Source organism: Postechiella marina (assembly GCF_039538365.1).
GTDB lineage: Bacteria > Bacteroidota > Bacteroidia > Flavobacteriales > Flavobacteriaceae > Postechiella > Postechiella marina.
The window spans coordinates 32,396-53,259 of sequence record NZ_BAABCA010000006.1 but is presented as its reverse complement, the minus strand read 5'-3'; the positions used below and the strand labels follow the sequence as shown (position 1 = coordinate 53,259).

Annotated in this window: 18 protein-coding genes; 11 read left to right on the top strand and 7 right to left on the bottom strand. The window is 32.9% G+C overall.

Annotated features, from left to right (window positions below):
- Positions 1-46: 46 nt before the first annotated feature.
- The 3 genes from ABD715_RS13925 (at position 47) to ABD715_RS13915 (ending at position 4,094) form a co-directional block, all read left to right on the top strand.
- Positions 47-1,603, top strand: coding sequence for a peptide MFS transporter (locus ABD715_RS13925; protein WP_344788895.1), 1,557 nt, complete (start codon positions 47-49; stop codon positions 1,601-1,603).
- Between the two features lie 65 nt (positions 1,604-1,668).
- Positions 1,669-3,450 carry a peptide MFS transporter gene (locus tag ABD715_RS13920; protein ID WP_344788894.1) on the top strand — a complete coding sequence of 594 codons (1,782 nt, stop codon included), beginning with the start codon at positions 1,669-1,671 and terminating at the stop codon, positions 3,448-3,450.
- Between the two features lie 95 nt (positions 3,451-3,545).
- On the top strand, positions 3,546-4,094 hold the full coding sequence (locus tag ABD715_RS13915) for a thioredoxin family protein (RefSeq protein ID WP_344788893.1): 549 nt from the start codon (positions 3,546-3,548) through the stop codon (positions 4,092-4,094).
- A gap of 19 nt (positions 4,095-4,113) precedes the next feature.
- On the opposite strand, the gene ABD715_RS13910 is transcribed toward ABD715_RS13915, so the two are convergent.
- Genes ABD715_RS13910 through surE form a run of 5 tightly spaced genes read right to left on the bottom strand, consistent with a single transcriptional unit; the run spans position 4,114 to position 8,903 of the window.
- Positions 4,114-6,153: a ComEC/Rec2 family competence protein gene (locus tag ABD715_RS13910; protein WP_344788892.1), complete on the bottom strand. Its 2,040-nt coding sequence runs from the start codon at positions 6,151-6,153 to the stop codon at positions 4,114-4,116.
- A 23-nt stretch (positions 6,154-6,176) separates the two neighbouring features.
- Entirely contained in the window at positions 6,177-6,716 is a 540-nt protein-coding gene (locus ABD715_RS13905; protein ID WP_344788891.1) for a C40 family peptidase, read from the bottom strand.
- Between the two features lie 8 nt (positions 6,717-6,724).
- Positions 6,725-7,837, bottom strand: a complete 1,113-nt coding sequence (lpxB, locus tag ABD715_RS13900) for a lipid-A-disaccharide synthase (protein ID WP_344788890.1) — start codon at positions 7,835-7,837, stop codon at positions 6,725-6,727.
- Between the two features lie 12 nt (positions 7,838-7,849).
- Positions 7,850-8,131, bottom strand: a complete 282-nt coding sequence (locus tag ABD715_RS13895) for a hypothetical protein (RefSeq protein ID WP_344788889.1) — start codon at positions 8,129-8,131, stop codon at positions 7,850-7,852.
- Entirely contained in the window at positions 8,124-8,903 is a 780-nt protein-coding gene (gene surE / locus ABD715_RS13890; protein WP_344788888.1) for a 5'/3'-nucleotidase SurE, read from the bottom strand. Before surE ends, ABD715_RS13895 begins: the two co-directional genes overlap by 8 nt.
- 194 nt (positions 8,904-9,097) lie before the next feature.
- On the opposite strand from surE, the gene ABD715_RS13885 reads away from it, so the two are divergent.
- Positions 9,098-11,233 carry a carboxy terminal-processing peptidase gene (locus ABD715_RS13885; protein WP_344789210.1) on the top strand — a complete coding sequence of 712 codons (2,136 nt, stop codon included), beginning with the start codon at positions 9,098-9,100 and terminating at the stop codon, positions 11,231-11,233.
- 7 nt (positions 11,234-11,240) lie between these two features.
- The gene (locus tag ABD715_RS13880; protein ID WP_344788887.1) at positions 11,241-12,335 is read left to right on the top strand and encodes an ABC transporter permease; all 1,095 of its coding nucleotides are present in this window, start codon (positions 11,241-11,243) and stop codon (positions 12,333-12,335) included.
- A 14-nt stretch (positions 12,336-12,349) separates the two neighbouring features.
- Here the strand turns inward: ABD715_RS13880 and yihA are convergent, their stop codons facing one another.
- Positions 12,350-12,961, bottom strand: a complete 612-nt coding sequence (yihA, locus tag ABD715_RS13875) for a ribosome biogenesis GTP-binding protein YihA/YsxC (RefSeq protein ID WP_344788886.1) — start codon at positions 12,959-12,961, stop codon at positions 12,350-12,352.
- 419 nt (positions 12,962-13,380) lie between these two features.
- Complete coding sequence (locus ABD715_RS13870; protein ID WP_344788885.1) at positions 13,381-14,145, bottom strand: alpha/beta fold hydrolase; 765 nt, start codon at positions 14,143-14,145, stop codon at positions 13,381-13,383.
- A gap of 294 nt (positions 14,146-14,439) precedes the next feature.
- On the opposite strand from ABD715_RS13870, the gene mraZ reads away from it, so the two are divergent.
- The 6 genes from mraZ (at position 14,440) to mraY (ending at position 20,838) form a co-directional block, all read left to right on the top strand.
- Positions 14,440-14,910: a division/cell wall cluster transcriptional repressor MraZ gene (gene mraZ / locus ABD715_RS13865; RefSeq protein WP_344788884.1), complete on the top strand. Its 471-nt coding sequence runs from the start codon at positions 14,440-14,442 to the stop codon at positions 14,908-14,910.
- The gene (rsmH, locus tag ABD715_RS13860) at positions 14,897-15,793 is read left to right on the top strand and encodes a 16S rRNA (cytosine(1402)-N(4))-methyltransferase RsmH (RefSeq protein WP_344788883.1); all 897 of its coding nucleotides are present in this window, start codon (positions 14,897-14,899) and stop codon (positions 15,791-15,793) included. Before mraZ ends, rsmH begins: the two co-directional genes overlap by 14 nt.
- Complete coding sequence (locus tag ABD715_RS13855) at positions 15,794-16,111, top strand: FtsL-like putative cell division protein (protein ID WP_344788882.1); 318 nt, start codon at positions 15,794-15,796, stop codon at positions 16,109-16,111.
- Positions 16,112-16,174: 63 nt separating this feature from the next.
- Positions 16,175-18,136 carry a penicillin-binding protein gene (locus tag ABD715_RS13850; RefSeq protein WP_344789208.1) on the top strand — a complete coding sequence of 654 codons (1,962 nt, stop codon included), beginning with the start codon at positions 16,175-16,177 and terminating at the stop codon, positions 18,134-18,136.
- The gene (locus ABD715_RS13845; RefSeq protein WP_344788881.1) at positions 18,133-19,596 is read left to right on the top strand and encodes a UDP-N-acetylmuramoyl-L-alanyl-D-glutamate--2,6-diaminopimelate ligase; all 1,464 of its coding nucleotides are present in this window, start codon (positions 18,133-18,135) and stop codon (positions 19,594-19,596) included. The genes ABD715_RS13850 and ABD715_RS13845 overlap by 4 nt, the downstream gene beginning before the upstream one ends.
- Positions 19,597-20,838, top strand: a complete 1,242-nt coding sequence (gene mraY / locus ABD715_RS13840; RefSeq protein ID WP_344788880.1) for a phospho-N-acetylmuramoyl-pentapeptide-transferase — start codon at positions 19,597-19,599, stop codon at positions 20,836-20,838. It abuts the gene before it with no gap.
- Positions 20,839-20,864 lie beyond the last annotated feature (26 nt).

Below are 20,864 nucleotides of genomic sequence, written 5' to 3'. Positions count from 1 at the left end.
CTCTAAGTTTTAGAGCGTAAAATTATACTAACCGATACAATTATATATGGCAGCACCAGCATTAAAACCACATCAACAACAACTTTTTGGCCAACCAATTGGCTTATATATTTTATTTTTAACAGAGATGTGGGAGCGCTTTTCCTATTATGGAATGCGAGCGCTATTAGTGCTTTACATGACAACTTCTGCTTTGGGAGACGATAATCGCGGGGCAGGTCTTGGTTGGACAAGCAAAGAGGCTTTAGCTCTTTACGGTTGGTATACTATGTTGGTTTATGTTATGTCTATACCTGGAGGTATGATTGCCGATAAGTTAATTGGGCAGAAAAAAGCGGTGCTTTGGGGTGCTATTATTTTGTGTGCAGGGCATGGTGTTTTAGTTATGACAGATTTGTGGGCTTTTTACGTAGGCTTAGGTTTGGTTATTTTAGGTGTTGGTTTATTAAAGCCTAATATCTCTACAATGGTTGGCGGACTTTATAAGGAGGGTGATATTAGAAGAGATAAAGGGTTTAGTATATTTTATATAGGAATTAATTTAGGGTCCTTATTAGCAACATTAATTGTGGGCGCTGTAGTTGCAAAATGGGGTTGGCACGCTGGTTTCGGGCTAGCTGGTGTTGTTATGGTTTTAGGATTAATTAATTATATAGTTGGACAAAAGTACCTTGAAGAGGTAGGTAACTTTATACCTAATAAAAATGATGAGAACGAAGTATCTTACGGTGCTTTGTATGCTAAGTTATTTAAATCGCCTAAACAATTAATTATAGTTGGCGTTTTGTTTTTAGCATCTATATATGGGTGGTATGTTTTAGAGTGGGGGTTTGGTTTACTGTTTTTATTTTTAACAGCTATTTCTGCTTTATTAATTATGATTTACAAAGAGTTAGAGACTCAAGTTTATAAAGATAGATTTCTTGTTTTATTATTATCGTTTATAATGGTAATTATCTTTTGGGGTGCGTTCGAGCAAGCAGGAGGATTAATGAATTTATATACAGATACAAACACAGATAGAGTTTTATTTGGCTGGGAAATTCCAACTGTTATGTTTCAAAGTTTAAACGCAGCTTTTATTATTCTTTTTGCCACGTTTGTAGCGGGTATTTGGGCAAAAAGAAAACTAAAAGGTAAAGAGGCTTCTTCTTTATTTAAAATGGCTTTGGGTATTATAATTATGGGACTAGGCTTTTTATTTATGGTTTTTGCAGCTATGGAGTTCGAAAGATCTGGTACATCTAGTATGATTTGGTTGGTGCTTGCTTACCTTTTTCATACCATTGGCGAATTATGTTTATCTCCTGTAGCGCTATCTTTTATTACAAAACTAGCACCTGTAAAATACGCTTCGTTAATGATGGGGGTTTATTTTGCAGCTTCTGGATTAGGTAATAAAGTGGCAGGAATTATAGGAGAAACTGCAAGCGAGTTTGGAGAGCTTACTATATTTTCTGGAATTGTTATTTTTACTGTAGTAATTGGTTTGTTGTTTGTAGCAATTTTAAAACCATTAAAACGATTAACACATGGTGCTGAAGAAAGCGAGCGTGTTTTAAATAATGATGAAGCTGAAGGATTCGAATTAATCGATAATTAAAGGATACCTACTAAAACTTTGGCAATAAAGTTTTTTCATACTAACTATTAAATATTTTCTTTTTTATGAATACAGATGTCGAAAATCTATTTAAAGACAAAGTAATTGGGCATCCAGCTGGGTTATTTGTCATTTTTTTTACAGAAATGTGGGAACGCTTTTCGTTCTACGGAATGAAAATTTTATTGGTGTTGTTTTTAACCGCACCTTTTTTAAGCGATAATCCAGGTTGGGAATGGTCTAGAGAAAATGCCATGGCTTTAATTGGTACCTATTCGTCTTTATTATATTTAACACCTATTGTTGGAGGGTATATTGCCGATAAAATTACAGGCTATAAATGGGCAGTAATTATAGGATGTTTTATTATGATGCTTGGGCATTTAGCTATGGTTTTCGAAACAACAGCATCTTTATACATTGGTTTAGGTTTATTAGTTATTGGTACTGGTTTTTTTAAACCTAATATGACCTCTATGATTTCTGAAATGTATAAAGGCAAAGAGTCTAAAAAAGATGGGGCCTATACCATTTATTACATGGGGGTTAACGCAGGGGCCTTTTTTGGAATGATGCTTTGCGGATATTTAGCAGAGAATATTGGTTGGAGTTACGGTTTTGGTTTGGCTGGTATTTTTATGCTTGGCGGATTAATTCAGTTTTGGCTAGCTAAAGATTTATTTGGAAGTATTGGAGAGAAACCATCAAAAGTATACGAAGTAGAATTGACTCCAAATATAAATGAAGAAAGTACTGAAACTAAGGAAAATGTAATTACCGAAAAAAGAAATCCTTTTACATCTTTAGATAAGGTTTTAATGGTTTTATCTGCCATAGGAGGCGTTTTATATTTGTTTAACGATCCTATATCAAAAATAGGAAATATTAACTTATTACCTTTTAATATTGGTAGTTTAGATGGCTCCAGTGCTACAGTGCTTTTGGCTTTAGTTATGTTTTTGTATTTAATCATTTCTAGAATGTCTAGATACGACCGTATTGTAAGAGATAAAATTATTGCAGTTTCTATATTCGGAATATTCACGGTGTTTTTCTTTGCTGCATTCGAGCAATCTTTAGGTTCTATGACGCTTTTTGCTAGAGATTACACAGATAGAGCTTTAACGGGTAATTCAGCTTTAATTTTCAAAATTATAGATTCTATTCTTACGGTAGTTCCTTTAGCTATTATTACTTGGGTACTTTATATTTTATTTAGAAAAACATTTTCTAAAATTCCATATTCTAACATTGTATTAGCCTTAACTTTTGCCTTTTTGTGGTATGTGGTGTATTACAAAATAAACAATGAGTTTAGTAAAGAGGCTACAGAGGTTGGAGCTTCGTGGTTTGGTATTTTAAATTCGTTTTTTATTATAACATTAGCACCTTTATTTTCTAAATGGTGGGAAAGTAAGTATAACCCTAGTGTTGCCATGAAATATGGAATAGGTCTTATGTTGTTAGGTGGTGGTTTTGGTATTCTGGTATTTGGTACTATGGGTATTCCTCAAGGTGCAAAAACAGCATCGGTAAGTATGATATTTTTAATATTGGCTTATTTACTTCATACTATGGGAGAGCTTTGTATTTCTCCAGTAGGCTTATCTTACCTTAGTAAACTTGTACCCGGAAGAATGATTGGTTTTATGTTTGGTATTTGGTATTTAGCAATAGCTATTGGCCAAAAAGCAGCAGGAACAATGGGAGGTATGATTGATAAAATTACCGAAGAATATTCGTTAAGTACTTTTTTCTTAATATTTACATTAGTTCCTGTGGGAATTGGCGTAGTTTCTATGCTATTAAACCCTGTTCTTAAAAAGTTAATGCACGGTGTTAAATAGTATTTATACTTTTAAAATTGTTAAATAAATTTCAAAATGCGCCTATTTAGGCGCATTTTTTGTAAGTTCGGAACAACTTTTGCAACAAAATTATTATGAAAAAGACACTATATGTAATGCTTGTATTGGGTTTTGTAACCTTAAATAGTATAGCGCAAGAAATTAATTGGGTAACTTTTGAAGAGGCTTTAGAACTTCAAAGGAAAACGCCTAAAAAAATTATGATGGATGTGTATACCAGTTGGTGTCCGCCATGTAAAGCTTTAGATAAAAATACATTTCATAACGAAGATGTTTCTAATTATGTTAACGAGCATTATTATGCTGTAAAGTTTGATGGAGAGGGTAATGATGTAATATCTTATAATGGTGGCGAATTTACAAACCCTAATTACGATCCTGCTAAAGCAAATAGGCGAAATTCTCCGCATCAATTAGCAGGTTACCTTCAAATTAGTGCTTACCCAACTATTGTGTTTTTTGACGAGACAGGAAACGTTATTGCTCCAATAAAGGGCTACCAAACACCTCCGCAAATAGAGTTATACTTAAAATTATTTAAAGAAAATCATTATAAAACTATAGATTCTCAGGAGAAATTTAGTGCTTATGCAAAGGCATTTAAACCTGAATTTAAAAGCTAATATTTTATTTATTCAGTTTTTAATAATCAATAATAAAAGCTCCTTTTTTACCTGTTGGGTGAAAAGGGATTTTTCTTTTTTTACACACAGCTTCCCATCGCGTTAGGTAAGATTTATAATTGCTACCATCAGCAATTATGTGTTTGGGTTTAATAGAATCTATTAAACGGTTTAAATTAACTTTAGGAGACTGCCTTAGTAATATATAGTCTGGTGTAAAAGATTTTACATTGTAGGAACTTAAACTATCTATTATTAAAAGTTTCTTTTTATTTAAAAGGTATAAATGTTTCAGGCTATCTTTCTTGTGGTTTTTAATATGATTTTTAACTATAAAATTGGTTGCTGTTCTACTTTTAGATTGGGTTATAGAGTCAAAATCATTGGCTAAATAAATTTTATTTTTAGAAATGTTTCCAATTAAGCTAAACCGGTTTTTATGAAATATAATAAGCTGATTTTTAGGTTTATTATAGTTGGTGTAAATAATAGTGCTTTGTAAAAATATGATGCCTAAAAGAGCAAACTTTAAGCTTTTAATAGATTTATTCGTCCAAAAATTAATTATACCGGCTAGAAGTATATAGGCAGACAAAATATATAAAAGGTTAAAAGAAATGTTTTTAATTAAAAATGTGTTTTGATGTGCAACCCATTCGATAAAGGTATTCATTAAACCAATAAGCCAGCCAAAAGTAGATGCTAAGAATTGAGGTAGACTATTTATTGATGCTAAAGCAATAACTATAATGCCAAGCCCTAAAAGAAGCCCAAGTAACGGAATAATAACAAGGTTCGATATAAAAAATAAGCTAGGTATTTGATGAAAGTAATATAAACTTAAAGGTAAAAGCCCTAATTGTGCCGATGTGGTTACGGTTAGTGTGTGCCAATAAAAATTAAGTATTTTGTTTTTAGGTTGCCATAGTTTATATAACAGCGGATCTATAATTACAATAGCAAATACAGCCATGTAACTTAGTTGAAATCCAACATCTAATAAAAACAGTGGTTTTATTAAAAGTAGCACAAGCATAGATAGTGCTAAGGTGTTAAATATGTTGGTTGGGCGTTTTAAATTCATGCCAATAGAAACAATACTAAACATAGTTACAGCCCGTGTTACAGAAGCCGATAATCCTGCAATAAGTGCAAAGCTCCAAAGTATAATAACAATTAAAATAGTTTTTATTAATCGTCCATTTTTAAACTGCTCTATAGGTTTAAAAATAATATTTAGTAGCATTAATAAAATACCAATGTGTAAACCAGAAATAGCTAATATGTGTATAGCTCCTGCGTTGGTATAGTTGTTGTAAATATCTTCGCTTACATCTTGTCTTTGTCCTAAAAGTAAGGCATTAATAATGGCAATCTCGTCTGGTTTAAAATTATATGGTTTTAATTTTTTATTAATGTATTTGCGAATGTTGTTTGCAATACCAAATAGAGTAGTGTGTTTTGCGTTTAATTTTAAAAGCGATGTGTTTGTTGTGGTAATTTGGTCGTAAATGTATTTTTCTCTTAAATACTTTTTGTAATTAAATTGTCCGGGGTTTAATGGCGGGTAAATACTTTTTAATGTTGTTTTAGCTGTAAAAATATCGTCAGTATCTAGGGTGTTAAATAAAGAATCTTTCTTTATGTTTAAAAGTAATTTACCAGAAGCCCTTTTGTTATCAATTTTTAGAACGTTTACAATGTATTTATTGTAGTAATTGTTTGGTTTTAATAACGTTCTAATCTTAAAAGTAATAGTGTTTAAAGAGTCTTTGTTAGGGGTTAAGTTGTTGGAGTAGTGATAGGTGAATCTCTTTTGGTTATGGCAGTTAACAGATAATATACCAATAGAAATTAGTAAGAGATAGGATATAATACCAAACCATATATTTTTAGAGAATTGTTTTTTAGCAATAAAAAAACAAATGCTTAGAGCAATTAATAAAACAGATGTAATTAAGAATGAAGTGATGTTTGGTATGGAAAATAAGTAGCCTATAGTTATGCCTATAACTAAGAAAAGTGTGAGCTTTATTAAAGTAAAATTTATTAACTTCATAAAACCCTAAGATAGGTAAATATTTACAAAACCCTTCGAGCCTCAACAAAGGCCTTGTTCCAATATGTTTCAGAAAACAATGAGGTAATAACGCCTTTACTAGTCGTGGCGTGTATAAACTTAATAGTTCCACTTTTTACATAGGTTACTAAACCTACATGGTTAATGGCATTTCTTCTGTTTTTGGATGTTCTAAAAAAAAGTAAATCGCCTTTTTGTACTTGTTTTAAGGCTATTTTAGTACCTTTTTTAGCCATGTCTCTCGATATTCTAGGTAAATAAATATCGTTTACTCTAAAAGATTCGTAAATAAGTCCAGAGCAATCCATACCTGCTTTGGTGGTGCCTCCCCATTTATATTTAACGCCTTTAAATGTATTGGCGTGATTAATTATTTTATCAGTGGTAGTATAGTTGGCAATATTGTGAGTCGTCTTTCTTGGGTTTTTTGTTTTTTTTGTAATAACTTTAGATGAAGGCGACTTTTTACTTTTAGGTCGTTTTGAAGATTTACAACTACTAAAACTAAGAGTTAAAATAAGAACAAAAATAATGTGTTTCATAGGTAGGTTTATGGCTGAAGCGATTTGTATATTAATTTGGCTGTTTTCTCACTAGCACCTTTTCCTCCAAGGGCTTTTTCTAATTCATAATAATCTAAAAATAACTTGGCGCGTTGGTAACCATCTAGAATTTTAGTAAGTTCTTCTTTAAGTCTTTTAGAATTAAAATCATTCTGAATTAGCTCGGTAACCACTTCTTTGTCCATAATTAAATTAACTAACGATATGTATTTTAAAGTAATAATGCGCTTAGCTATTTGGTAAGACATGTTGCTGCCTTTATAGCAAACTACTTGGGGTATTTTAAATAGAGCGGTTTCTAAAGTGGCAGTGCCAGATGTAACCAATGCTGCGGTAGATACGCTTAATAAGTCGTATGTTTTATTGCTAATAAAGCGTACTTGGTCTGTTTTTATAAAGGTGTTGTAAAAGCTAAAGTCTTGACTTGGAGCACCTGCAATTACAAATTGATAATCAGAGAAATCGTTAATAATGCTAAGCATTACAGATAGCATTTTGGTAATTTCTTGCTTTCTGCTTCCTGGTAAGAGAGCAATAATTGGCTTGTCAGATAAGTTGTTTTCTTTTCTAAATGTAAACTCATCAACTTGCGTTCTATCTGCAATAGCATCAATTAAAGGGTGTCCAACAAAGTTTACTTCATAATCGTATTTTTTATAAAAATCTTTAACAAAAGGAAGGATAACAAACATGTTATCTACATCGCGTTTTATGGCTTTTACACGACTAGCTCTAGAAGCCCAAATTTGTGGCGAAATATAGTAGTTTGTTTTATAATTATGTGCTTTTGCCCATTTTGCAATACGTAAGTTAAACCCCGAATTATCAATAAAAATAATAGCATCAGGATTAAAAGCTTTAATATCATTTTTGCAAGAGGAAATAAATTTGAAGATTTTAGATAAATTCAAAATAACTTCAGTAAAACCCATAAAAGCGCGCTCTTTGTAATGCGTAACTAAAGTACCTCCAACAGCTTGCATAAGGTCTCCTCCCCAAAACCTAATATCAGCATTTACATCTTCTTTAAGTAATGCCTTCATTAAGTTAGCTCCATGTAAATCTCCAGATGCTTCTCCTGCAATAATGTAATACTTCATCTAATTTATAAATTAATACAGTTTAAATAGAAAAGTAAAAATAGCTATAAATACGGTTGCTATTAATACGCCTCTAGCTCTGTAATCTTGTCTCTTTTTTATAAAAATAAAAAACGCAATTAAATTTAAAATGGCACCTAAACTTATAAGTTTACCTAAAAAACCTTCGTTTGAAGCAGCTTTAATAACAGTAGTAAAATCGTCGCCTTGCCCTAAAATAGTCGCGGTAGCAATAAGCCCGATAACGTTGGCAAGAATTCCAACTAATATGCCAATAATAAGTTCTTTATTCATCGTTTAAATTCCAAGTGTTTAAAAATTCAATATGTTTGTGTGCGGTTAAATCGAATAAAGTAGGTACTATGGATATGTAGTTGTTTTCTAGGGCCCACTCATCAGTATCTTCTTTATTGTCTAAATTAACAAATTTTCCCGAAAGCCAGTAATAATCTTTTCCTTGCGGATTTTTGCGTTTGTCAAAAACTTCTTCCCAATTGCCCTTAGCTTGTCTACAAACCTTAATGCCTTTTATGTTGTTTTTTTCAACATTAGGAATGTTTACGTTAAGAACTACATCTTTAGGAAGCCCATTTTTTAGCACGTTTTCAGCAATGGTTTTAACAAACGGTTTGGCAGCATCAAAATTGGCACTCCATTTGTAATCTAATAAAGAAAAACCTATAGCAGGAATCCCTTCTATACCAGCTTCAAGAGCAGCGCTCATTGTGCCCGAGTAAATAACGTTTATAGAGGCATTAGACCCGTGGTTAATACCAGAAACGCATAAATCTGGGCGTCTATCTAAAATTTCTCGAATTCCAAGTTTAACACAATCTGCAGGTGTGCCAGAACAACTGTATTCTACAGCAGTTTCACTAGTTGGGTTAATACGTTCAATATGTAAAGTAGAGTCTAAGGTTATGGCATGACCCATGCCACTTTGTGGGCTATTAGGAGCAACAACAACAACGTCTCCAATACTACTCATTACTTCAATTAAGACTCTAATGCCAGGTGCTGTAATGCCATCGTCGTTTGTAACTAAAATTAACGGTTTTTTACTCATTTATTTTTCTTTTTAAGGCAGTGCTAAAATACATAAAATACGTTGTAAAGATTTAAATTGTTTGCTTTAACAAAAAATTAGCGCCTATATAGTTTAGTTGGCATAGTTTTTTCTTTATTTTAGTAAAATATATAGGTCTAAGTTATATTAAAATCTAGACAAGACCGTTATTTAAAATGAATATGAGAGATATGATGAAAAAGAATTTCAAAATTTTAATGTTGGTTTTACTTTTAGCTTTTGCTTCTTGTAGCTTTACTAGCAAGTCGTTTGACGATCCAGATAAAGATAAATTATTAGTCCAGGTAATTACTTATGTATTGCAACAAGGTCATTTCGACCCTATAGCGATGGATGATGCGTTTTCTGAAGAATTGTTTTCAGATTATTTAGAAAGTATAGATCCTGTTAAGCGTTATTTTTACGAATCGGATTATAAAGACTTTGAGAAGTTTAAGTTGACTATTGACGACCAATTAAAAGCGTTTGATATTACTTTCTTTAATGTAACGCACGAGCGTATGTTACAACGTATTGCCGAAGCTCAAGAGATTTATAAAGAAGTACTGTCTAAACCTTTTAATTATGATATTGATGAGGTTTTTGAAACAGATTACGATAAAAGTGGTTTTGTAAAGAATAAAAAGCAAATGAAAGAGCGTTGGAGAAAACAACTTAAATTCTCTACACTTTCTAATTATGACGATTTAAAGCAAGAAGAAAAAATAGCTATAGCTAATAATAAAGATTATATAGCTAAAACAGATGCAGAAATAGAAAAAGAGGCTAGAGAAGCAACTTTAAAATCGTTAAACATATATTTTAATGATAATGTAGACGATTTAAAACGCGAAGATTGGTTTGCTCTATATGTAAACGCTATTGTAGAAGAGTTTGACCCACATACGTATTATTTAGCTCCTAAAAGCAAAGAAGATTTCGACCAACGTATGTCTGGCAAATTAGAGGGAATAGGCGCAAGGCTTCAAAAACGTATGGATTACATTAAAATTGTAGAGCTTATTTCTGGAGGACCAGCATGGAGAAGTCAAAAACTAGAAGTTGAAGATGTTATATTAAAAGTGAAGCAGGAAGACGAAGAGTTTCCGGTAGATATTGTTGGTATGCGTATTAACGATGCTATTAAATATATAAAAGGTCCAAAAGGTACTAAAGTAACATTAACTATTAAAAAGGTAGATGGTACTATTAAAGATATAGATATTGTTAGAGATGTTGTAGAGCTAGGAGAAACTTATGCTAAGGCATCTTTGGTTAAAAAGAACGAGAAAAAGTTTGGTGTTATTAATTTACCAGCTTTTTATGTCGATTTTGATGATTATAAAAACTTAAACGCAGCAATCGATGTGAAGAAGGATATTGAGCGTTTAAAAGCAGAAGGTATGGAGGGGTTAATCTTAGATTTACGTAATAACGGAGGAGGTTCTTTACCAACAGTTGTAGATATGGCAGGTCTTTTTATTAAAGATGGTCCTATTGTGCAAGTACGATCTACTGGAGCGCCAAAAGAGGTTTTAAGAGACAAAGATAAATCTATTGTTTGGGATGGACCTTTAGTAATTCTAGTAAACGAGTTGTCTGCTTCCGCTTCAGAAATTATGGCTGCAGCTATGCAAGATTATAAACGTGCAATTATTATAGGTAGTAAGCAAACTTACGGAAAGGGTACGGTACAAAATGTATACAACCTTAATAATTTAGTAAGAAATAATACCAGTGGAGATTTAGGAGCTTTAGCATTTACAACTCAAAAATATTATAGAATTAATGGTGGTTCTGTGCAGTTAGAAGGAGTTAAAAGTGATGTAAATGTACCAGGACGTTTTAGTTTTATAGATGTAGGGGAAAAGGAAAAAGAAAATCCTCTACCTTGGGATGAAATTGATGCAGCTGATTATGAAGTTTGGGATAGTTATTTTGATTACGATCAAACAATAAGCAAAAGTAAAGCGCGTATGAGTCAAAATGAGCAGTTAAAACTTATTGAGGCCAATGCTAAATGGGTTAAAAGTAAAATAGATGAAACTCAAGTATCCTTAAACTATGAGAAATATAAAGCTAGTTTAGATTTAAATGAAGAAGAGTCTAAGCAGTTTGATAAAATATCAGATTACACAACAAACTTATCTTTTGAGTCTTTAGCTTTCGAAAAAGAATTGTTTGCTAGTGATACCACAGATTTAAAAGAAAAAAGAGACCGTTGGCACGAAAGCTTAAGTAAAGATGTTTATATTGAAGAAGCTTTAAATGTTTTAGAAGATTTAAAAATGTCTTACGGTGTTAAAAAAGTGGCAAAAATAAAACCTTAAAAAATAAATGAGTAACGTTTCGAACTCACTAAAACAATTAGCGCTTCAAAAATTTAAAAAAGATTTTTGGGGCGTTTTTAGTTTCGGCTTTATTCTTTTCGTAGGAGTTGTTTCTGTATTTGCATATGCTTTTGCACCAGACAATTCTCAGTATGCAAATCAAATGCATTTGGCAATTCATTCTAAAAAGCCTGGGTTTAAAGTGAAAATGCTAACCATTCCGTCTCAAATTAAAACTAATCAAAGTAGTTTTAATGCTTTGTTTTTTGGAGAGAAAAAGAGCGATACAGAAATTCCAATTTCAAATTACACTATAAATAATCAGTTATTAACTTATGTGGAATATGCGTCAGACGGGTTAAAAGGCGTTAGTAAAACAATTAGTCTAAGTGTATTTCCAAATACTTCAGTAGATAACTATGTAAAAGAACAATCCTTTTTATTTGGCACAGACAAGTATGGGCGCGATTTGCTAAGTCGTATTTTAGTAGGTGCAAGAATTTCTTTTTTTATAGGTTTTGTGGCGGTGTTTATTTCTTTGGTAATTGGTGTTTTTATGGGTAGTCTTGCAGGCTATTTTGGAGGTAAGGTAGATGCAGTAATTATGTGGGTTATTAATGTAACTTGGTCTATACCTACCTTATTGTTGGTTATTGCAATTACTTTAACTTTGGGTAAAGGGTTTTGGCAAGTATTTATAGCTGTAGGGCTTACCATGTGGGTTGAGGTTGCTAGGGTAGTACGCGGACAAATTATTAGTGCAAAAGAAATGCAATATGTTACTGCAGCTAGAGCCTTGGGTTTTAATAATTTTAGAATTATTACCAAGCATATCTTACCAAATATAATGGCGCCTGTTATAGTAATATCGGCAGCTAATTTTGCTGCAGCCATTTTAATAGAAAGCGGACTTAGTTTTTTGGGTATTGGCGCACAACCTCCAATGGCTAGTTGGGGAGCCATGATAAAAGATCATTATAATTACATTATTTTAGGTAAGCCATATTTGGCGCTAATACCTGGGCTTTGTATCATGAGTCTGGTTATGGCATTTATGCTTATTGGTAATGCCTTACGAGATGCTTTGGATGTAAAAGGATAGGCTATAACGTTGGATTAGTTAGAGCTTAAATTCATATTCTCGTTTAGTGTATTGATGTATTCTAAAACATCATCTTTACCTATGGTTTTAGACGACGATGTTATAAAGTAATTAGGCATGTCTTCCCACGTTTCTAAAAGAATGTTTTTATAATCTTCAACATGCTTTTCAATAGCTAGTGGTCTTAATTTATCAGCTTTAGTAAAAACGATAGAAAAGGGAATACCGTGTTCGCCTAACCAAGCCATAAAATCTAGGTCTACGGGCTGTGGTGTGTGGCGAATATCAACTAAAACAAAAGCAGAAACCAATTGCTCTCTAAAGTCGAAATACTTAGTAATAAACTTTTGAAATGTTTTTTTTGCGCTTTTAGATACACGTGCGTAACCATAACCAGGTAAATCTACTAAATGCCAGTTTTTATTAATTAAAAAATGATTAATAAGTTGTGTTTTTCCTGGTCTACCCGAAGTTTTTGCTAAACTTTTTCGACTGGTTAACATGTTAATTAACGAAGATTTCCCAACATTACTCCTACCTATAAAAGCGTATTCTGGTAGCATGCTTTTTGGGCATTTTGCAACATCAGAGTTGCTCATTACAAATTCAGCAGATTTAATTTTCATAGTTTTTTTGCTAGAGAAGTAGTGTTATGAGGTGACTTCTACGTTAATATATGATTTTGAGGTGCGTTTAGGGAGCAAATTTAGTGAATACAAATTGAATAGAAAATTAGCAAGCATTTAAAAAGAAGAATAGAGGAAGTTGCAGTATTTATCGCTATTTTAATATGATTTGTTTTTTATTAAAATAAAATGCTAATACGGGATAAAGGAAAAGTGGTAATTAGTATGTGATGAATTCATTTAAAGCTTGAGGCGTTTCATAAACTGCATATTGCGTAAAAGCTTTTGTAATCCAAGTCATTTTTGGAGTTCGTTATTTTTCATGTTCATCAAAAAAACATGATTAATTTCTAGCTATGATAGATTAGAAATTATTTCGAAAAAGCGCTTTATAATTTAAGTATTAACTAAGAATCAAACTACAATCCTCTTTTAATCAACCAAGAATCAAGTATAGTGTTAAATTCTATTGGGTGCTCCATCATTGCAGCATGCCCACATTTATCAATCCAATATAAGTCAGAATCGGGTAAAAGGGTATTAAACTCTTCTGCCACATCTGGAGGTGTTACGGTATCGTTTTTTCCCCAAATTATGCATACAGGAGTGGTCATGTTGGGTAAATCTTTTGCCATATTATGCCTTATAGCACTTTTAGCAATTGCAAGTGTTTTAATTAGCTTATTACGGTCGTTTACAGTTTCGTAAACCTCGTCAACAATCTCTTTGGTGGCAACAGCAGGGTCGTAAAAAACATCTTGAGCTTTCTTTTTAATAACCTCATAGTCGCTACGTTTGGTATAGCCTCCGCCCATGGCACTTTCGTAAAGTCCTGAGCTTCCTGTTATTATAAGTGCTTTTACTTTTGCTGGATATAATTTTGTATGGTATAGACCAATATGACCACCTAGTGAGTTTCCTAGTAATATAACTTGTTTAAAACCTTTAAAATCTATAAAATCGTGTAGGTATTTAGCAAAACTTTTAACGTTGGTTTTAAGCAACGATTGTGAGTAAATTGGCAATTCAGGAATTATAATTTTATATCCTTTATTACTAAAGAATTCGGTAACAGAATTAAAGTTGCTAAGACCTCCCATTAGGCCATGCAATACAATAATTGGTTCGCCTTCTCCTGCCTCGATATAGCTGTATTTTCCTTCTTTTTTTAAACTATGCGTCATTAATCAATTAGTCATTTCATTAAAAACAAATATAGTTATTTCATTCATATTTCAGCCATTTTAATTAAAAGTCCAAAAAAAATATTGCAGGCGTGTTGTTGATAACCTTTTTTAAGTATAGATAGCGTGTTTAGTCTGTTGATTTTGAGTGTTTACGAGCTTCATGTTGTATTTAAGTCTTGATAAAACCTCTTTTTGACGAAAAATTATTAACAATGTGCAGTAAAGTGGTAAAATGTGGTAAAATTTTCGATATATTTGAATATTAAACTTTAAAGTAGGAGAAAAAACGTTTTGATTTCATTAATAGGCACATACGACTGTAAAGTAGATGCAAAAGGGCGTCTTATGATACCTGCTGGAATGAAAAAACAACTTTCTCCAATTGTAGAGGAGGGGTTTGTGTTAAGACGATCTGTTTTTCAGGAGTGTTTGGAATTGTATCCAATGGGAGAATGGCAAACCTTAATGAAGAAGATGAATAAGCTAAATAAGTTTAAGAAAAAGAATAACGATTTTATTAGGCGCTTTAGTGCAGGAGCAAGGATGGTAGAAGTTGATGCTACTGGGCGAGTGTTAATTCCTAAAGATTTAATTGGATTTGCAGGTATATCTAAAAATATAGTGATATCGCCTTCAATAAATATTATTGAAATTTGGGATAAAGATAAGTATGAACAAGCCATTAATGATGCTACAGATGATTTTGCAGATTTAGCTGAAGAGGTAATGGGACAAGACGATGACGAAGATGGAATATCATAACCCGGTTTTATTAAAGGAAACCGTAGATGGTTTAAATATTAAAGAAGACGGCATTTATGTAGATGTCACTTTTGGAGGAGGTGGGCATAGTAAAGAGATTTTAAGGAGGCTTGGAGAAAAGGGAAGGTTGTTTGCTTTTGATCAAGATCAAGATGCGCTTGAGAATGCTTTAGATGATGATAGGTTTGTTTTAATTCATGAAAATTTTAGATATATAAAAAGATTTTTAAGGTTTCATGGGGTGCGATCGGTTGATGGTGTTTTGGCAGATTTTGGCGTATCGTCTCATCAATTTGATGTTGCAGAGCGTGGGTTTTCTACGCGATTTGAAGCAGATTTAGATATGCGAATGAATCAGGAAAACGAATTATCGGCCTTTAATGTTGTAAATGAGTATGACGAGGCAAGGTTAAAACAGGTGTTTTTGCAATATGGAGAGCTAAGAGCAGCGCCAGCAATGGCAAGGTTAATTGTCGATTATAGAGAGTCTCAAAAAATTGTAACTAGTACACAGTTAAAAGAGGTGTTAAAAAAGTTTTTGCCACCAAGACATGAAAATAAGGTGTTGGCTCAAATTTACCAAGCAATAAGGATAGAGGTTAATCAAGAAATAGAAGTTTTAAAAGAATTTTTACAACAAACACCAGAAATTTTAAAATCAGATGGCAGGTTAAGCTTTATTTCCTATCATTCTTTAGAGGATAGATTGGTTAAGCGTTTTATAAGAAACGGATTGTTTGAAGGTGAACCAGAGCGCGATATGTTTGGCAATTTTGAAGTGCCTTTAAAAAAGGTTGGAGGTTTAATAGTGCCAACTAAAGAAGAAATAAAAATAAATAGTAGAGCGCGAAGTGCGAAACTAAGAATAGCAGAAAAGGTTTAAATGAAGAAGAATATCTATAGCGTATTAAAAGGAACGTTTTTAGTTAGTGATGACTCTTTTAAAAACTGGAGAGTTATTCTCTTTATATCAGGCTTAGCTATAGTTATGATTGCGAGTTCGCATAGTGCAGATAAAAAAGTGTACGATATTGCGCGATTAACAAATGAAGTTAAGGAAATGCGATCTGCATTTGTTGATGGGCGATCGCGGTTAATGCGACTTAAAATGGAGTCTGCAATAGTTGTTAAAATGAAAGAAAAAGGATTGGAGCCTTCGGTGGAGCCACCTAAAAAAATAAAAGTTAAATCTCAAAATTAAAGTTCGAACTTGGCAGTAAACGAGAAGAACATATTAAACCGATTGTATTTTGTAGCAGGCTGTATGTTTGTCTTCGGCGTTGCTGTGGTTTTTAAATTGGTAAGTATTCAATTTATTCAGGGTGATAAATATAAGGCTTTAGCAGAACAACGTATTGTTAAAGATTTTGTTATTCCTCCTAATAGAGGTAATGTGTATTCTGTAAATGGTAATTTATTGGCTACATCTATACCTAAATACGAAATTAGGCTGGATGCCATGACGCCAAAAGCATCAACCTTCGAGAAGTACTTGAAGCCATTGTGCGATTCGCTTTCTCGTTTTTATGGTAAGCCATCTACTCGTTATCAAAAGGCAATCCGTAAGGCTAGAGCAAATAGAAACAGGTATTTTTTCTTGGCGAAAAACTTAGGGTATTCAGATTATATAAGATTTCGAAATTTCCCAATGCTAAATCTAGGAGCTTTTAAAGGTGGGTTAATTGTAGAACAGACAGTAAGACGGGAGCATCCAATGGGCGGTATCGCAGAGCGTACAATTGGTTACGAGCGTGTAGATGAAGATGGTAATGTGACAAGACCTGGATTAGATGGTGCCTATGGTATTCAGTATTTAAGAGGTGTAGCGGGTAAAAGAGCAAAGCAGCAAATAGGAAAAGGGCAATGGAAACCTATTTTAGATTATAATCAAGTAGAGCCGCAAGATGGGTATGATATATATACAACTATAGACGTAAATATTCAAGATATTGCACATCACGCGCTTTTAAAACAGCTTGAAATTTACGAGGCAGAGCATGGTTGTGCTGTAGTAATGGAGGTTAAAACTGGTGAGATTAGAGCGATTTCTAACTTAGGAAGAACGCGCAGTGGTAAGTATTACGAAATGTTAAACTATGCGGTTGGCGAAAGTCATGAACCTGGATCTACATTTAAAGTAATGGCAATGATGGCTGCTTTAGAAGATAAGGTTATTGATACCTCTACGGTTATAGATACTCAAAAGGGAAGAAAGCGTTTTTATGGTAGATATATTAGTGATTCGCATCGTGGTGGCTATGGTAAAATTTCTGCTGCAAGAGCTTTAGAGGTGTCTTCAAATATTGGTTTAGCTACAATTATAGATGATAATTATTCAAAAAAACCAGAAGATTTTCTTGATCAGTTGTATGATTGGAGGCTTAACGAAAAGTTAGGGGTTTCTATTATAGGCGAAGGAGAACCTGTAATTCCTAAGCCAGGAGATGTTATATGGAGTAAAAATGCTTTGCCTTCTATGGCTTATGGTTATAATTTAAAATTAACGCCTTTGCAGACGTTGGCTTTTTATAATGCTATTGCTAATGATGGAGAGTTGATTAGGCCTCGTTTTTTAAACGCTGTAAAAGAGTTTGATAAAGAAATTGAAACGTTTGAAAAAGAGGTTATAGTAGATAAGATTTGCTCTGATGAAACTTTAAGTAAAACACGCGAAATTTTAAAGAATATTGTGGTGCGCGGTACAGGTAAACGTATGTATTCTAAAACGTTTTCTATGGCGGGTAAAACAGGAACTGCAAGAACTGATTATGCAGATTTTGAAGCGTGGAAGAAAGATAAAAAGTATGTGTCGTCTTTTGCGGGATATTTTCCTGCAGAGAATCCAAAGTACTCTTGTATTGTTGTTATTCACGAGCCAAGTACAAAAGTTGGTTTTTATGGGGCAGATGTTTCTGGGCCAGTTTTTAAAAGTGTTGCTCAAAAAATTTACACAGACACACCTTTAATAGACGAGGTAGAATCGCTAAAGGTTCAAAACGCATCAGTAAATAAAGAGTTTGAGTCTTATTACGAAACAGCGCAAACTTATAAAACAATTATGCCTAATGTGGTAGGTTTACCGGCAATGGATGCTATTGCACTTTTAGAGAATATGCAAATTAAATTGCAAGTACAAGTTAGTGGTAATGGTATTGTTAAAAAGCAATCTGTTAGTAAGAATAAAAAATTAAAGAATAATCAAATAGTAGTGTTGCAAGCGTCATGATTTTATTAAAAGACATATTGTATAAGGTAACCATAAACGCAGTTGTTGGTAATACTGGTATTGTTGTAAGTGCTATCAATTTTAATTCGAAAAACATAGTGTCTAACGGTGTTTTTGTAGCTATAAGAGGTAGTGTTGTAGATGGGCATAATTATATAGATGCTGCAATAAAACAAGGTGCTGTAGCTGTAGTTTGCGAAGTTATGCCTACTAATTTAGTAAAAGGTGTAACTTATGTGGAGGTCGATACTGCTAGTGGAGCTTTAGCTATTATGGCTTCAAATTATTACCAAGAACCTTCGAAAAATTTAAGGTTGGTTGGTGTAACAGGTACAAATGGTAAAACGACAATTGCTACTTTATTGTATCAGTTATTTAAAAATGCAGGTTACAAAGTAGGGTTGTTGTCTACTGTAAAAATAATGGTAGATGACGTGGAGTATAAAGCAACGCACACTACACCAGATTCGTTAACTATTAATAGGTATTTGTCTGAGATGAATGATGTTGGTGTTGAGTTTTGTTTTATGGAGGTGAGCTCACATGGTATCGATCAGAATAGAACGGAAGGTTTGCATTTTGAAGGTGGAATTTTTACAAATTTATCGCACGATCATTTAGATTATCATAATACGTTTGCAGAGTATCGAGATGTAAAAAAAATGTTTTTTGATAAACTTCCAAAAACAGCATTTGCATTGGTTAATTCAGACGATAAGAATGGGCAAATTATGCTTCAAAATACCAAAGCAAAAAAATATACATACGCTTTAAAAAGCTATGCAGATTATAAAGCTCAAATTTTAGAAAATCAATTAAGCGGTTTGTTGCTTAAATTGAATGATAGTGAGGTGTGGACTCGTCTTATTGGTAATTTTAATGCTTATAATGTTTTGGCAATTTATGCTACTGCAGAGTTGTTGGGTTTAGAAAAAACAGAGGTGCTTCGTTTGGTAAGTGATTTAGAAAGTGTGAGCGGACGTTTTCAGTATTTTATTTCAAACGAAAAAATAACTGCAATTGTTGATTATGCACATACACCAGATGCATTAAAAAATGTGTTAGAAACTATAAATAGTATTCGTACTAAAAACGAAACGCTTATAACTGTATTTGGTTGCGGTGGCGATCGCGATAAGGCCAAACGTCCCAAAATGGGTAATATAGCGACTGTGTTAAGTACCAAGGTTATTTTTACAAGTGATAATCCGCGAAGCGAAAACCCTGAAGATATTTTAGCTGAAATAGAGAAAGGTGTAGAGCCTCAGAATTTTAAAAAGGCTTTAACTATTTCAGACAGAAGACAAGCTATAAAAACAGCATGCCAATTGGCGCAACCAAACGATATTATTTTAATAGCGGGCAAGGGGCACGAAACCTATCAAGAAATTAAAGGAGAGCGCTTTGATTTTGATGATTATAAAACAGTAAGAGAACTTTTAAATCAATTGCAAAAATAAATGTTATACTACTTATTCGAATATTTAGAAAAGCAGTTTCAGTTTCCTGGGGCAACACTCTTTGGTTTTTTAACCTTTAGAGCTGCTTTGGCCATGATTTTTGCATTGCTTTTTTCTACTATTTATGGTAAAAGAATCATTCGTTTTTTGCAGAAAAAACAAATGGGTGAAACCATTAGAGATTTAGGGTTAGACGGTCAAAAAGAAAAAGCAGGAACGCCTACAATGGGAGGTATAATAATAATTCTTGCAACGTTAATTCCTGTGTTATTGTTGGCTAAGCTGGAAAACGTTTACATTATTTTATTAATTATAACTACCGTTTGGATGGGTATAATTGGTTTTGTAGATGATTATTTAAAAAAGTTTAAAAACGATAAAGAAGGCTTAAAAGGACGCTTTAAAATATTAGGACAAATTGGTATTGGTATTATTGTTGGAGCAACGTTGTTTTTTCATCAGGATGTAACAATGAAGGAAAAATTGCCTTTAAAAGAGCGTCAAGTGCTTTTGGCAGATAATTCTAATATATCGCAATCAAAACTTTTTAAAACTGAAGAAAAAAGCACTAAAACAACTATTCCATTTGTAAAAGGAAATGAGTTTGATTATGCCGATTTAGTAACATGGATTAGTCCGTCGTTAGAAAAATACGCATGGGTTGTTTTTATACTAGCGGTTATTTTTATAATAACAGCAGTGTCTAATGGGGCTAATCTTACAGATGGCATAGATGGTTTGGCTGCGGGTACATCTGCAATTATAGTGCTAACATTAGGCATATTTGCATTTGTTTCTGGGCATATTGTGTTCTCAGATTATTTAAACATTATGTACATCCCTCGTATAGAGGAAATAACAATATATATCGCAGCTTTTGTAGGTGCTTTAATTGGTTTTTTGTGGTATAATACTTTTCCAGCTCAGGTTTTTATGGGCGATACAGGTAGCTTAACTATTGGTGGTGTTATTGCGGTAATTGCAATTGCGGTTAGAAAAGAATGGCTAATACCTGTGTTGTGTGGTATCTTTTTGGCTGAAAATTTATCGGTAGTTATGCAGGTAAGTTGGTTTAAGTATACAAGAAAAAAATACGGAGAGGGGCGTCGCATTTTTAAAATGTCGCCTTTGCATCATCATTATCAAAAATCAGGATATCACGAAAGTAAAATTGTAACGCGTTTTTGGATTGTTGGTATTCTGCTAGCTATTCTTTCAATAGTAACATTGAAAATAAGGTAAACGAAAAAAGGAATGTCACACTAAGC

Bases quoted from the DNA above. Each gene is read 5' to 3' on its own strand.
- ABD715_RS13880 (WP_344788887.1), top strand. From the start codon at position 11,241: ATGAGTAACGTTTCGAACTCACTAAAACAATTAGCGCTTCAAAAATTT.
- ABD715_RS13850 (WP_344789208.1), top strand. From the start codon at position 16,175: ATGTTTGTCTTCGGCGTTGCTGTGGTTTTTAAATTGGTAAGTATTCAA.
- ABD715_RS13925 (WP_344788895.1), top strand. From the start codon at position 47: ATGGCAGCACCAGCATTAAAACCACATCAACAACAACTTTTTGGCCAA.
- lpxB (WP_344788890.1), bottom strand. From the start codon at position 7,837: ATGAAGTATTACATTATTGCAGGAGAAGCATCTGGAGATTTACATGGA.
- ABD715_RS13895 (WP_344788889.1), bottom strand. From the start codon at position 8,131: ATGAATAAAGAACTTATTATTGGCATATTAGTTGGAATTCTTGCCAAC.
- ABD715_RS13905 (WP_344788891.1), bottom strand. From the start codon at position 6,716: ATGAAACACATTATTTTTGTTCTTATTTTAACTCTTAGTTTTAGTAGT.
- surE (WP_344788888.1), bottom strand. From the start codon at position 8,903: ATGAGTAAAAAACCGTTAATTTTAGTTACAAACGACGATGGCATTACA.
- ABD715_RS13885 (WP_344789210.1), top strand. From the start codon at position 9,098: ATGAAAAAGAATTTCAAAATTTTAATGTTGGTTTTACTTTTAGCTTTT.
- ABD715_RS13855 (WP_344788882.1), top strand. From the start codon at position 15,794: ATGAAGAAGAATATCTATAGCGTATTAAAAGGAACGTTTTTAGTTAGT.
- mraY (WP_344788880.1), top strand. From the start codon at position 19,597: ATGTTATACTACTTATTCGAATATTTAGAAAAGCAGTTTCAGTTTCCT.
- ABD715_RS13870 (WP_344788885.1), bottom strand. From the start codon at position 14,145: ATGACGCATAGTTTAAAAAAAGAAGGAAAATACAGCTATATCGAGGCA.
- yihA (WP_344788886.1), bottom strand. From the start codon at position 12,961: ATGAAAATTAAATCTGCTGAATTTGTAATGAGCAACTCTGATGTTGCA.
- ABD715_RS13845 (WP_344788881.1), top strand. From the start codon at position 18,133: ATGATTTTATTAAAAGACATATTGTATAAGGTAACCATAAACGCAGTT.
- ABD715_RS13910 (WP_344788892.1), bottom strand. From the start codon at position 6,153: ATGAAGTTAATAAATTTTACTTTAATAAAGCTCACACTTTTCTTAGTT.
- rsmH (WP_344788883.1), top strand. From the start codon at position 14,897: ATGGAATATCATAACCCGGTTTTATTAAAGGAAACCGTAGATGGTTTA.
- ABD715_RS13920 (WP_344788894.1), top strand. From the start codon at position 1,669: ATGAATACAGATGTCGAAAATCTATTTAAAGACAAAGTAATTGGGCAT.
- ABD715_RS13915 (WP_344788893.1), top strand. From the start codon at position 3,546: ATGAAAAAGACACTATATGTAATGCTTGTATTGGGTTTTGTAACCTTA.